Source organism: Candidatus Thiosymbion oneisti (assembly GCF_004359955.1).
Taxonomy (GTDB): domain Bacteria; phylum Pseudomonadota; class Gammaproteobacteria; order Chromatiales; family Chromatiaceae; genus Thiosymbion; species Thiosymbion oneisti.
In genome coordinates, this window is record NZ_SMSC01000019.1 from 39,896 (window position 1) to 53,185 (window position 13,290).

Genomic DNA, 13,290 nt, shown 5'->3' on the forward strand with positions numbered 1-13,290 from the left:
ATCCCTCCTCCGTCGGGACAGGCTTGCTCCCACGCTGGAGCATGGGAGCTAGAGGTCGAAAATTACATTACTTTATCTGTCCGCAGATTACGCAGATTCCCACAGAGTGTTTCCTTTTTAATCTGCGGGAATCTGCGCAATCTGCGGATCGATTCCGGTCCATTCAGGTTTATTTGCGGCCAAATCTTCCGTGAAAACCCTGCCGCTTAATCTTAATCGGCAGTTGAGAACATTCGTACCAGGGGAGAGCTGACCCATGGGTAAACCCAAACAGAATCCGTTCCAATTGCCGCCGGAGCCCAGGACCGGCCGGGCGCTGATCCGGTGGACCCTGTTCGAGTTGCCGCGGCTTCTTGACTGGTCCGAGGGCCTTACCCGCGGGCGTATTTTGGTCCTTTATCTGCGTGCCGTGCCTTGGATCCTGCTGCTTGCGACCGGGTTCTATATATTGTCGCTTATGGTGCTCATTATCTGGGAGCTGCCGCTGGACTTCCCCGCCCAATTCCAGCCGGCTGTCGTCCAAATCTTCATGGACAGTCCAGGCTTCGGGGAACGTCTGATCGGCCTCTTGTCAGTTACTGGATGGAAGTTTGCGGCAATGCTGGCATTGGGCCTGGCATTGGGCCTGGCAGGGAGTCTGGCAGGGAATCTGGCATTGGGCCTGGCATTAGGTCTGGCAGGAGGCCTGGCGGGGGACCTGGCAGGGGATTTGGTAGGGGACTTGGCATTGGGCCTGGCAGTGGGCCTAGCAATGGGCCTAGCGGGCCTGGCATTGGGCCTGGCAGTGGACTTGGCGGTGGGCCTGGCAGTGGGCTTGGCATTGGGCCTGGCGTTGGGCCTAGCGAGCCTGGTAGGGGGTCTGGCAGAAGGCCCGGCATTGGGTATCGGATGCTTCTCGGGTTGGGCCATCGGCATGCTGCGCCTGCCCTTTTACATCCCGCAGGCGGTGGTCGGTCTGATACGTCTCGATCTCTACCACAACCCCTATCGGTGGGACGCGGGGGTGCGCCTGCCCATCTGGGGCGCCCGGCGCCGGCTGACCGAGCAGGCCTTCGGCGACCCCGAGACCGGCAGGCAGTTTGCCGAGTTTCTGCTCGAATACCGTCCGCTGCAGCGGAGACTGGCGGCGGCGATATTGCACGCCGCCCATGCCGGGCGCTGGCGCCTGGGGCCCCTGGAGCCGGAGCGATTAACACCGCCGTCGGTGCCTGCCGACCAACCGGCCTATGCCCCCGGCGCCGGGTGGCAGCGTGCGCTCGCCGGGCTGCGACAAGATCTGATCGCCGCGCGTGGCCAGAACCAGATCAGCTTCAAGCGCGCGGCCTATGACGACTTCTCCCGCAAGCTCAACGCCTTTCGTGACTTGACCCTCCTCGAATCGTCCCGCTGGAACCGCTGGTATCTGGAGGCCCTGGATGCCTGGCGGTCGGAAGCGGCAAAGGCGCTGCACCGGATCGAGGATCAGGCGGCGAGCCAGGAGTCCATCGCCGTCAACCGCTACCGGACCGGGACCCCCCTGCGGCCGGGGGACGACCAGGCGGTATTCTTCGGACGGGAGGATCTGCGCCAGAATCTGGCCCGGGAGATCATGACAGCGGCGGAGATGCCCCTGTTCCTGATCCTCGGCCAGCGCCGGGTGGGCAAGACCAGTCTGCTCAATTTCCTGCCCGAGCTGCTGGGCAGTGGCTTTGTGGTGGTTACCCAGGACCTCCAGGACGGCCGGGTAGAGAGCGTGCCGGCCTGGCTGGCGGATCTGCGACGGCTGATTGCGGACAAGCTGGAGCGGGACGACGGGGATTGGACGCCGCCCGACCAGTGGCTCGCCGCCTGGCGGGAGCTGCGGGAGTGGCTGGAAGGGATCGGGGCCGACGGCGGTCGCAAGCTGATCCTGGCCCTGGACGAGTTCGAGGAGCTGCACGGCTATCTGGCCCAGGAGCCGGAGCAGGGCCGCCGCCTGCTGGCGGCGATCCGCAGCTTCTCTCAACACCAAAACCGGGTGGTCCTGCTCTTCGTGGGCGCTACGCCCCTGTCCGAGCTGCGGGACCCGGATTGGAGTCGCTACTTCGTCCAGACCCAGCTCTTCCGGGTGGATTACCTGGCGCGGGACGACGCCCTGCGGCTGATCACCGAGCCGGTGCCCCTGCGGTATCCAGCCGCGGTCACCGAGCGGCTGTTCGTACTGACCCAAGGCCACCCGGATCTGCTGCAACGCCTGTGCGGACAGCTGGTCTCCATCGCAAATAAGAAGGGCCGGCAGGCCATGTCCATGGCAGATCTGGAGGAGGCGGTCGCCGTCGTGCTGATACGGGACACCGCCCCCATCGAACGCTTCTGGAACGAGTTCTGCCGTGCTCCCGCCTGCCGCGCCTGTATCGAACAGATCCTCGCCGGCGAAATCCCTGCCGACCGCCCGAGCCTGATGCGGCTGGAAGAGCACGGCTACCTGGTCCTGGACCAGGGCCGACCGCGGCTGCGGGTGCCCCTGTTCGAGGACTGGCTGCGCAAGTATCGTGAGGGTTTTCCCGCCACCGAATGTTGACCTACCCCGAGCCCGCGTAGGGCGGATAAGCTTGCGCCATCCGCCGTATGCCAGCCACCTCCGGCGGGTGGTGGCCAGTTCTCTCGTTCCCACGCGCCGCGTAGGAACGCGGAAGCTCCGCGCTGCGGAGTTTTCCGGTGGGCACAGCCCAGCCTACGCGGCACGAGCCGTATCGAAGAACCACGGATACACACGGATACACACGGATCGACACGGATCGGCCAGATCCGGGTCCCGAATGGGTCCATATCCGTGTCCATCGGTGTCCATCCGTGGTTCTCTGGGTTGGGACAACCGCAAGGGGTGAGGCATCCGGCGGATGGCGCAAGCTTATCCGCCCTACGCGGGCTTATCGATCAACAAGTCGTTATCGACAGTGTAGGTTGGGCAAAGCCGCCAGGGACGGCGGCGTGCCCAACATCTACAGCTCGCTGGGCACGGCGCACCGTCTCTGGTGCACCTTTGCCTAACCTACGCGGTCCGCACAGCGGACCCTACCCTTATCTCTCGTTCCCGCGCAGCGTGTGGGAACGAGCCATTCTTACCGAACGCTTGACCTGCAAAGGGTATATCCTCTGGCGACGGTTCTTAAGTTTAAGGAGCTCCCGATGGCAGCGGCCGATGAGCTGATTGCAGGTGTGGTCGAGCAGCGACGGGTCTGGGAGGCGGTGCTCGCCGAGCGGGGTCTGACGGTGCCCGCGCATCCGTTGCTTGAACGTACCTTGCCGGGCGTCTGGGAGGCGAGCGACTATGTCGCCAAGAGCTGTATCCGTTACCCGGACATCCTGCCGCAATTGCTCGCTTCCGGGCGTCTGGAGGCTGCCTGCGCCTCGGGCGAGCTGGAGCGCCTGCTGGCCGCTGAGCTGGAAGGCGTCACCGACGACCAGTCCCTCGCGGCGGTCCTGCGCCGGTTTCGGCACCGCGAGTTGGTCCGCATCATCTGGCGCGATATCGCCGCCTTGGCGGGACTCGAGGAGACCCTGGAGGACCTGAGTGCCCTGGCGGATGCCTGCGTGGGTCACAGCCTGCGGTTGTTGCACGGCTGGCTGACGGCGGAGCTCGGCACCCCCCGCGACGCGGCCGGCGCCGAGCAGTATCTGGTGGTGCTGGGGATGGGAAAGCTGGGGGCGCGGGAGCTCAATCTGTCTTCGGACATCGACCTCATCTTCGCCTATACCGGGGTCGGCCAAACGGATGGTCGGCGCCCCCTGACCAATGAGCAGTTCTTCGTCCGTCTCGCCCAACGGCTGATCCAGGCCCTGGATACCAATCGAGCGGACGGCTTTGTGTTTCGGGTCGATGCGCGCTTGCGTCCGTTCGGCGATGTGGGTCCCCTGGCCATGAGCTTCGGCGCCATGGAAGGCTACTACCAATCCCAGGCCCGGGAGTGGGAGCGTTACGCCCTGATCAAGGCGCGGGTGGTGGCGGGCGACCCGGCGGCAGGGGAGCGGCTCATGGCGATGCTGCGGCCTTTCGTCTACCGCCGTTACCTGGATTTCGGCGCCATCGAGTCCTTGCGCGACATGAAGCGGATGATCGACAAGGAGCTCAAACGCAAGGGCCTGGCGGACAACATCAAGCTCGGCCCCGGCGGCATTCGCGAGATCGAGTTCATCGGCCAGACCTTCCAGCTCATCCGCGGCGGCCGCGACCCCGAGCTCCAGCTCAGCGCCATCCAGCCCGTCCTGCAACGGCTGGGGGAGAAGGATCTGCTGCCGGCCCAGGCCGCGCAAGGGCTCGGTGCGGCCTACCGCTATCTGCGCCGGGTGGAGAACCGGCTCCAGGCCTGGCAGGACCGGCAGACTCACGCCTTGCCGGAGGATGCGGTCGGGCGCCTGCGGCTTGCCCGCACCATGGGCTGCACGGATTGGGAGGGTTTCTGCGGGGTGCTTAAAGGGCATCGGCATCGAGTCCAGGCCGAGTTCGATCGGGTCTTCGCCGCCCCCCACGCGGAGGAAGAGCCCCGGGACCGGCCGTTTGCGACCCTCTGGAGCGGCTCGGCGGACGATGGACATTACCTGGAGCAGCTCGCCCAGGCCGGCTTCAAGGACGCGGGCACTGTCTTGAGGCGTCTGCGGACCCTGCGCGATGCGGCGCTGCGCAAGGGATTGGGCAGGCGCGGCAACGACCGGATGGCCCGGCTCATCCCCCTGGTCCTGCACCTGGCCGCCGGTACCCATGACCCGGATCTGGTGTTGGAACGGGTGCTGCGGGTGCTGGAGTCCGTGCTGAGCCGTACTGCCTATCTGGCGATGCTCATCGAGCATCCGATCATCCTGTCACAACTGGCACAACTGGCGGGAATGAGCCCCTGGTTCACCGACCGGATCGTGCATCACCCCCTGCTGTTGGACGAGCTGCTGGACCCCCGGCGCCTCTATGCCCCCCTGCGTCGGGCGGATCTGGAAGCGGAGCTCGACAGCCTGCTCGCCCCCTTGGCCGACGACGACCTGGAGCAGCAGATGGAGCGCCTGCGCCAGTTCGCCCAGGGGAATATCCTGCGGGTAGCGGCGGCGGACCTCACGGACGTCATTCCCCTGATGATCGTGAGCGATTATCTGACCGAGATCGCCGAGGTCGCGGTCTCCCGGGTGCTGGCGCTGGCCTCTGACCACCTGCAGGCGAGGCACGGACGACCCGGCGGGATCGCGGGCGAGGGTTCCGGGTTGCTGGTGCTCGGCTACGGCAAGTTGGGCGGCCTCGAGCTCGGCTATGGGTCCGACCTGGATCTGGTCTTTCTGCACGGCAGCGATAGGGTCAATGCCGAGACCCGTGGCGACCGCCCGATCGCCAACGACCAGTTCTATCTGCGCCTGGGACAGCGCATGATCCACATCATCACCACCCGCACCCCCTCCGGCCAGCTCTATGCGGTGGATATGCGCCTGCGCCCCGATGGTGACAAGGGTATGCTGGTGCGCTCCCTCAAATCATTCGCGTCTTACCAGACCCGGGAGGCCTGGACCTGGGAGCACCAGGCCCTGGTACGCGCCCGCCCGGTGGCCGGTGACCGGGTGCTCGCGGAACGCTTCGGCCAGGTACGGCGCGAGGTCCTCTGCCGGGAGCGGGAGCCGAAGCAGCTACGTCCGGACGTGCGGGCAATGCGGGAACGCATGCGCAAGAATCTGGACCGGACCCGCAACGGGTGGTTCGACCTGAAACAAGGGCATGGTGGTATTGCCGACATCGAGTTTATGGTTCAATACTTGGTGCTGCGGTGGGCCGCGCGGTACCCGGCGCTTGCCGATTGGACCGATAATATACGGTTGCTCGAGACCCTGGCCCGTTGCGATCTATTGCCGGGCACCGCGGCCGCAGATCTGACCGGTGCCTACAAGGCGCTGCGCGCCGCCTACCACCGTAGCGCCTTGCAAGAGCAGCCTACGCGCATCCCTGATGATCAGCTGGTGGGGCCGCGGGAGCAGGTACGGGCCTGGTGGCGGGAGTTGATGGAAGCCTAGCGACGCTTCGCCTTAAGAAGCCGTCTGGTTAAAACAGATCCAGGTCCACAGGCCGCGCGGGGGGGCATGTGGGTGTAGTTGCGTTAAGGCGCTGGCAAGACCTAAGCAGACGATCAGCGCGCCTTGGAGCGTCGAACGCAACACGTCAAACCTTGTCCTGACGTAGGAGGGATCTTTTCCCTTCCGACAACGCCGAATCATTCAGGATTGCTTAATAGATCGTTGTTCATATGAAAACACTACGAGTAAAATTGAAAGGAATCCTTACTATTTCATCAATGATCTTAGGATTGGCAGCTTTTATGGTCGCTGTTTATAATTTCGTCACTGTAAAAGAAGAACCTAAAGACCCAAACGAATATGGAGACCAAAGATCACCATGGCTCGAATTGTCGTTTCAACAGTCAAAGCGCTATGTCAAGTTGGATCGGGTAGATATACATAAAACCTACAAAGATGGACCACACTACCTGATCGGGGTAAATCTTTCGTCCGATCCATTCAGGATTTTAATTCCACAAAAAAGTGATGGTGATGCGCTTATGATCACTCCGTGGGTAGATAACACGATTTTCAATCAAATAAAGAGGGGTATGAAAGTCTTCGAGGTACCTTATCTTTGCAAAGGGTGCGGATTGGCTAAGGCAAGATATGGGCCTTTCGAGCTTACTGTTTCTAAAGAAGCAGTCAATTATTTTATAGATACACGATTGGGAACCGTGGATGGCACACATAATATCTCGATCTCCGGTTTTGCGGCTCGGGCGCAGGACGCTGAACCTGTCACAATAGGAGATAACCTATACATGGTTGCTTTCATGGATATTAACAATGACGGTATTGTAAACCACGCCGAATACGAATTTTATAAAATAACCCTTGATTGAGACGCATAACATACACATCGACCTAACGCCGTACCCATCAGCCACTTTTGTTTCAGTAAAGCACGTAGTCAGGTACAGCGCGGGTTGTGCTTAACGATGGGCACGCATCGCTTCGTGCATCCTGCCGAATAGTCGGGGGTTCAGGAAACTGAAGTGGAATGACCGAGCCTTAAAACCATCCTGATAGGCGCTCGCCTTGCTTATCCTACAAGCTTAATGGTATTGGGTTGGGGAGAGGAGGTCGAGACAACCCCACATGCGAATTTTTTGTGCGGTGAAAAATCTGACTCATTTGTCAAATGGATCATTCAAGAATACTAGCTGAGGAGAACGACAATGTCAGACAAAGTTCATGTTGTAGTAAGGGGCGATACTTTATCCGGTATAGCAAAGAAATATGGAACCACGCTTGCAAGACTTATACAGCTCAATCCTCATCTGAGAAAAAACCCACATCGCATATTACCAGAGATGGAGATCAGAATATCCGATAAAACGGATGCTACTGATGCACTCAAGATTTCAAGGATGGTATTCAATGGGAAGGAACTTATCGTCTATTCCATTAAGGGTGGGGTCTTAGCCAGGTACCCGGCAACCTCCGGCCTACCAGCAAATGCGAGTCATTTGAAGAAATTGATAGAAGAAGAAGGCAGAAAAGATCTGAAGATAGACACCGACTATACAAGGCCGAGCTATCAGCATGTCAAGGATGCCGGACCTATTCCGAAAGGTGATTACGGATTGCGGTTAAAGCTAAATATGCCTTATGACAAGTCGGTAGCGGCAGGAGATCTCCGCGGATGGGGGGAAGGCGGTTGGATATTGGAGGAGAGTTTTTGGGCAAAACTCGACAATTTGTGGGGTGGACGGTTTGGTTTCTTTCTGCATCACGACGGGGGTAATCCCGGCACAGGAGGCTGTATTGGCCTGAAAAACGCCAAAGACATGAAAAAACTTAAGAATATGCTTATCAGGGCCCAGACACTCGGGCAAAAGAGCGTACCGATCGAGGTCAGATATCATCATGGTGAATAAAGGTCGTATCATATCCGTATTGGTTTCCACCCTAGCCGTTCTCTACGTGGCAGGGTCGCTGATCGTAGTCTATAGTTGCCGACAGGCATTGGAAAGAGAAAAGGAGCGGGTCTATAGTATTGCCGACCATTTGGAATTATGGAAAGAAATTATGGTGAAATATAATGGCTATCTGGATATGGGGATGATCCGCAATCACCCACGGGATATCTATATCAACCAGGTCGAGAGGGAAGAGGAATTACTATTGATCGATCCTGGGGATAGGTTCTATATAATGTTCCCTAGCAAATTGGATGAAGAGAGAAAAAAGGCATTGAAAAGGAGGTATTTCTCCGATCTTGTTCTCGATAATTATTTCTCTATCGTTACCGATAAGAATGGGAAAATCAAAGAAATGGGCTGGGACAAACCTTAGTGCCTGGTTACGCGGTTGCGCGGACACCTTGAGAACAAGCGGAGACAGACATGACGAAAATGGCAGACCGTGATGGCCACATCTGGCTGAACGGTGAGCTGGTGCCCTGGCGCGCGGCCAAGACCCATGTGTTGACCCACACCCTGCACTACGGCATGGGGGTCTTCGAAGGCGTACGCGCTTACCGCACCGAACGGGATACCGCCATTTTCCGCTTGCGCGAACACACGGACCGCCTGTTCAACTCGGCCCACATCCTGGGCATGACCCTGCCCTACGATCGGGAGACGCTGGACGCGGCCCAGCGGGCCGTGGTGCAGGCGAACGGGCTCGACTCCGCCTACATTCGCCCCATGTGCTTCTATGGCTCCGAAGGCATGGGCCTGCGCGCCGATAATCTGAAAGTCCACTGCATGGTGGCGGCCTGGGAGTGGGGCGCCTATCTGGGCGAGCAGAACATGCGGGAGGGCATCCGCGTCCGGGTCTCGTCCTTTACCCGCCACCACGTCAATATCACCATGTGTCGGGCCAAAGCCAACGGCAACTACATGAACTCCATGCTGGCCCTCCAGGAGGCCCTGCGTGACGGCTACGACGAGGCCCTACTGCTGGACGCCGAGGGCTATGTCATGGAGGGGAGCGGCGAGAACATCTTCATCGTCCGGGAGGGCGTGCTCTATACGCCGGACCTGACCTCCGCCCTCGACGGTATCACCCGCAGGACGGTCCTATCCCTGGCCGACGAGCTGGGCATCCAGGTGGTGGAGAAGCGCATCACCCGTGATGAGGTCTATATCGCCGATGAGGCCTTCTTTACCGGCACCGCGGCGGAGATCACCCCGATCCGGGAGGTGGACGGACGTACCATCGGCACGGGCACCCGGGGCCCTATTAGCGAGCGCCTCCAGGACCTGTATTTCGATCAGGTCCACGGCCGCCGCGACGAATATCCCCAATGGCTGACCCTGGTCTGAGGCGAGCGCTTGCCGCTGATCGCCTAATTTTCCTATGGGAAACCAGACAGCTTCTTAGTAACTACCCACAAGCTGACAAGACATCGGTGTCGGAGGGCCGGAAGATGACAGAAACCGCCACTAAGACCCAGGACAGCCGGCAAGCGATAGCGGTCGGCCGCAAGGACCTGCCCCTATCCTGCCCCCGCCCCCAGGATGAGGTGTGGAACATGCACCCCAGGGTCTATCTCCCCCTCGAGCAATCCGGGGCAGCGGTCTGCCCCTATTGTGGTGCGCACTACCGACTCGCGGACTGAGCCCGGTTTCCGGTGGGAATTCTTTTGGGCTCTTTATGAATTGGAGAAATCCCATGCTGAAAAGTACCGCAGGTCTGTACGAACGGTCTTGTTCGGCACGGACCTGTCCCCGGCCGAGTTCTCCCGTGACGCCCATGGGGTAGTGGTTAAGGTTTAAATGGAAACATCTTAATGAACCACTCTACTAAGGATTAGAAAAGACTGGTTGTTGCTACCCCAACCCGATGCTAAGAGGCTGTCTAAAAACTAACCTATTGATTTTAAATCGGTAGGCTGGGGTGAGGAACGAACCCCAGCTTTGGTTATTGCTGGGTTTTGGCCATCTCTGGCCGCAACCCAGCCTACGGCCTACGGTCCTTTTTTAGACAGCCTCTAAGGGCTGTTGACTTTTAGAAGGTCCGCGCAGAGGACCCTACGCTAACTTGGTTCTGCGGGATCTAAGCAGGTGGGACGAGGCGTCCCCGGCGGATGGGGTTGACCAGGCCAGGCGTGCGGTTGTCCGGCGTTTGATCCCCCCAACTGGGCCGTTTCACCGACATTTCAAACGGCGATGCTCGATGGCCGGAAAACTGCGGCGCATCGAGGCTTGGGAGTCCCTTTCCAGTGGGTAACAGATGCAGCCCGTACCGCGGGGTATCCGGGCCAGCACCGCGCCCCAGGGGTCGACGATCATACTGTTGCCGTAGGTCTCACGGCCATTGACATGATAGCCCCACTGGGCGGCGGTGACCACGTAGGCCAGGTTCTCGATGGCCCGCGCCCGCACCAGGGTTTCCCAGTGGGCCTTGCCCGTAACCGCGGTGAAGGCGGCAGGTACGGCAAGCAGCTCCATCCCGCTGTCGAGCATGTGCCGGAACAGCTCCGGGAAGCGCAGGTCGTAACAGACCGCTACGCCGAGCCGCCCGCAAGGGCTGTCCAGGACGATGATATCCGCGCCGGGCTCGATGGTAGAGGACTCCGTGTACTGCTCATCGGCGCCGGGGATATTGACATCAAACAGGTGGATCTTGTCGTAACGGGCGACCCGCTCCCCGCGTCCGTTGAAGACCAGAGAGGCCGCACGGGCCCGACCGGCGTCGTCGGCAACCAGGGGAATGGTGCCGCCAACGATCCAGACTCCGTACCGGGCGGCTGCCTCGGAGAGGAATGATTGCAGCCGCCCATCGCCATCCCATTCACGCAGCCTAAGCACGTCCTGCATCCGTCTTCCCATGAAGGCGAAGTTCTCGGGTAGCACCACCAGGCCGGCGCCGGCGTCTGCGGCCGCGCGGATCAAGCGTTCCGCCTCCTGCAGGTTGGCCCTGACATCAGGGCCGGTTGTCATCTGGACGGCGGCAACCTTGGGATTAGAGTTGGACATAGCAAGGGACAATCGGGGTTTACAGAACTACAAGGGATCAGCCTGCCGAAAATGTCGCCCGGACAACCAATGTTGCAAAATAAAACAATCGTTTTTAATCTGCAACGATGATACCGCGCCATGCTCAGCGCCTTATAGAAGACGCACTCGCCCGCCAGTCGGCGGTGGCGGTCATCGGCCCGCGTCAAGTCGGCAAGACCACCTTGGCGCTGGAAATCGCTCAGAGCCGACCTGCGATTTATCTCGACCTGGAGGCGATGGCGGACCGTGAGAAGCTGTCCGATCCGGTGCTCTTTCTCGACCAACAGGTGGACAAGCTGGTCGTTCTCGACGAAATACACCGCATGCCTGCGTTGTTCGAGGCACTGCGAGGCATCATCGACGCCGGTCGTCGCTCAGGCCGTCGGACCGGCCGTTTTCTGATCCTGGGCATTGAAACCCGTGATGAGTTGTTTGGACATCCTGTCGTCGGCGCGAGCTGGGAAGGGTTTGTGATTGAAAATCTGCTTGCAGTCGCACCGCACCGAGCCCGTGCGAGCTTCTACCGCACGGCCCGCGGGGCGGAGGTCGATCTGTTATTGGAGCTCGGCGCTCGGCACGGCACCTGGGCCATCGAGATCAAACGCGGACTCGCCCCAAAAGCCGAAAAGGGCTTCCACATCGCACTCGATGATATTCGACCGGACCAGGCCTTCCTCGTCTATTCAGGTACGGATCGGTATCCGAAAGGCAACGGCATCGAAGCCATCGGCCTGCGTGCGCTCGCTGAAGAACTGCGCAATCTGGGATAAAGGAAACGGAGAATGAGGTCCGTGCGGGCCGTAGGTTACGCTAAGACACCGGCGCCACCGCCCGTAGGATGGGCAAAGCAAGCGCCCGGCAAGATGGTCCGGGGCTTCGGTCATTCTGCGGAGGTTTCCGCATCGCGGCTGCCGGTTAGGATACACAAAGCGAAGCGTGCCCATCAATCCATAGCTGTTGGGCACGGCGCGATATAGGCCACACAATCCCAAACTCTTGTGATTCCCCCTGTAGAGAACTGCCTCTGTGTCATCCCGTGAACCGTTCGGAACCCCGGATCGAGTGTTCCCTCCGTCATCCTTCGTCCTATATCACCAACTCGTTGGCACCGAGGATAGGGACGATGATGGAGATGATGATCCCAGCCACCAGGATGCCCAACCCGACGATCAGCACGGGCTCCAACAGGGTGAGCAGGCGCTTGACGCTGGCTTGGACCTCTTTGTCGTAGATCTCTCCGACTTTGGCGAGCATGGCGTCCAGGTGGCCGGACTCCTCGCCGACCCGGATCATCTGCAGCGCCAGCTGGGGTAGGATCTCGCGCTGTGCTACCGGCTCGGCCAGGCCGCGGCCGTGTTTGAGGTCTTCGCCCACCTCATCCAGCAGCCCCGAGAGCTTGCGGTTGGACACCACCTCCTTGGATAGATTCAGGGCACTGAGCAGTGGCAACCCATTTTTCAGCAGCGTCGAGAGGGTGTGACAGAAGCGTGCGGTCTCCAGTTTCCAGATCAGGTCCCCGAACAGGGGTAGAGCCAGCAGCCGCCGGTCGAGCCGGGTCCGCACCGCCGGGTCTTGGAGCCGGCGTTCCACGGCCAGGGCAATCAGCGCGACCACTGCGAGCAGGGCCCACCAGTAATCCCGGAACAGGTCGCCGACGGCAATGACGATGCGGGTCGGCACGGGCAGGGCCGCCCCCATGTCTGCGAACAGGACCGAGAACTGGGGAACCACGAATACCAGCAGCATGATCACCGAGAGACCGGCTACCACCAACAGGATCAGGGGGTAGATCAGGGCCGAGGTGATGGTCTCTCTCAGTTCGGCAGTGCGCTCCAGGTAGTCGGCCAGGCGACCGAGCACCACCTCCAAGGTACCGCTGGCCTCGCCGGCACGTACCATGTTCACGTACAGGCGCGGGAACTGTCCGCCTTGTTCTTCCAGGGCCGCGGCGAAGGTGGAACCGCCGCGCACCCGCCTCTGTAAGCTTGTCATGACCCGGACGATCCGTTCTTCCGGTGAGAGATCGATCAGGATCTGGAGGGAGCGGTCCAGGGTCAGACCAGACTCCAACAGGGTCGAGAGCTCCCGGGTAAGCACGGCGATCTCTTTCGCCGTGAGGGGGCGCACCCGACCCTGGCGCAACCGGTCACTCAGTCCGCCGGCAGGTCGGATCTTGAGCGGAATCAGGCCCTGCCCCTGGAGCTGCCGAATCACGGCCCCCGCATCGGGTGCCTCCAGCTCGCCCTCCGTGGCCTCGCCGTCCTGACGCACCGCCTGGTAGGTGAACCGTGCCATC

Annotated in this window: 10 protein-coding genes; 8 read left to right on the forward strand and 2 right to left on the reverse strand. The window is 60.6% G+C overall.

The window, feature by feature from the left end:
- Positions 1-256: 256 nt before the first annotated feature.
- From E1958_RS12330 to E1958_RS12360, 7 genes are all read left to right on the forward strand, one after another.
- Positions 257-2,539, forward strand: coding sequence for an nSTAND1 domain-containing NTPase (locus E1958_RS12330; RefSeq protein WP_133512143.1), 2,283 nt, complete (start codon positions 257-259; stop codon positions 2,537-2,539).
- A gap of 608 nt (positions 2,540-3,147) precedes the next feature.
- Entirely contained in the window at positions 3,148-6,000 is a 2,853-nt protein-coding gene (gene glnE, locus E1958_RS12335) for a bifunctional [glutamate--ammonia ligase]-adenylyl-L-tyrosine phosphorylase/[glutamate--ammonia-ligase] adenylyltransferase (RefSeq protein WP_133512144.1), read from the forward strand.
- Positions 6,001-6,230: 230 nt separating this feature from the next.
- The gene (locus E1958_RS12340; protein WP_133512145.1) at positions 6,231-6,887 is read left to right on the forward strand and encodes a hypothetical protein; all 657 of its coding nucleotides are present in this window, start codon (positions 6,231-6,233) and stop codon (positions 6,885-6,887) included.
- Between the two features lie 336 nt (positions 6,888-7,223).
- Complete coding sequence (locus E1958_RS12345) at positions 7,224-7,925, forward strand: LysM peptidoglycan-binding domain-containing protein (protein ID WP_133512146.1); 702 nt, start codon at positions 7,224-7,226, stop codon at positions 7,923-7,925.
- Positions 7,915-8,343, forward strand: coding sequence for a hypothetical protein (locus E1958_RS12350; protein ID WP_133512147.1), 429 nt, complete (start codon positions 7,915-7,917; stop codon positions 8,341-8,343). Before E1958_RS12345 ends, E1958_RS12350 begins: the two co-directional genes overlap by 11 nt.
- A gap of 50 nt (positions 8,344-8,393) precedes the next feature.
- Positions 8,394-9,317, forward strand: a complete 924-nt coding sequence (locus E1958_RS12355; RefSeq protein WP_133512148.1) for a branched-chain amino acid transaminase — start codon at positions 8,394-8,396, stop codon at positions 9,315-9,317.
- A gap of 104 nt (positions 9,318-9,421) precedes the next feature.
- Entirely contained in the window at positions 9,422-9,613 is a 192-nt protein-coding gene (locus tag E1958_RS12360; protein ID WP_133512149.1) for a zinc-finger domain-containing protein, read from the forward strand.
- A 529-nt stretch (positions 9,614-10,142) separates the two neighbouring features.
- Here E1958_RS12360 and E1958_RS12365 read toward each other — a convergent pair.
- The gene (locus tag E1958_RS12365) at positions 10,143-10,973 is read right to left on the reverse strand and encodes a carbon-nitrogen hydrolase family protein (protein ID WP_133512150.1); all 831 of its coding nucleotides are present in this window, start codon (positions 10,971-10,973) and stop codon (positions 10,143-10,145) included.
- Between the two features lie 107 nt (positions 10,974-11,080).
- Between E1958_RS12365 and E1958_RS12370 the strand changes: the two genes are divergently transcribed.
- Positions 11,081-11,764, forward strand: coding sequence for an ATP-binding protein (locus tag E1958_RS12370; RefSeq protein ID WP_133512151.1), 684 nt, complete (start codon positions 11,081-11,083; stop codon positions 11,762-11,764).
- Between the two features lie 316 nt (positions 11,765-12,080).
- On the opposite strand, the gene E1958_RS12375 is transcribed toward E1958_RS12370, so the two are convergent.
- Positions 12,081-13,289: a type II secretion system F family protein gene (locus tag E1958_RS12375; RefSeq protein WP_133512152.1), complete on the reverse strand. Its 1,209-nt coding sequence runs from the start codon at positions 13,287-13,289 to the stop codon at positions 12,081-12,083.
- Between the last annotated feature and the right edge of the window lies 1 nt (position 13,290).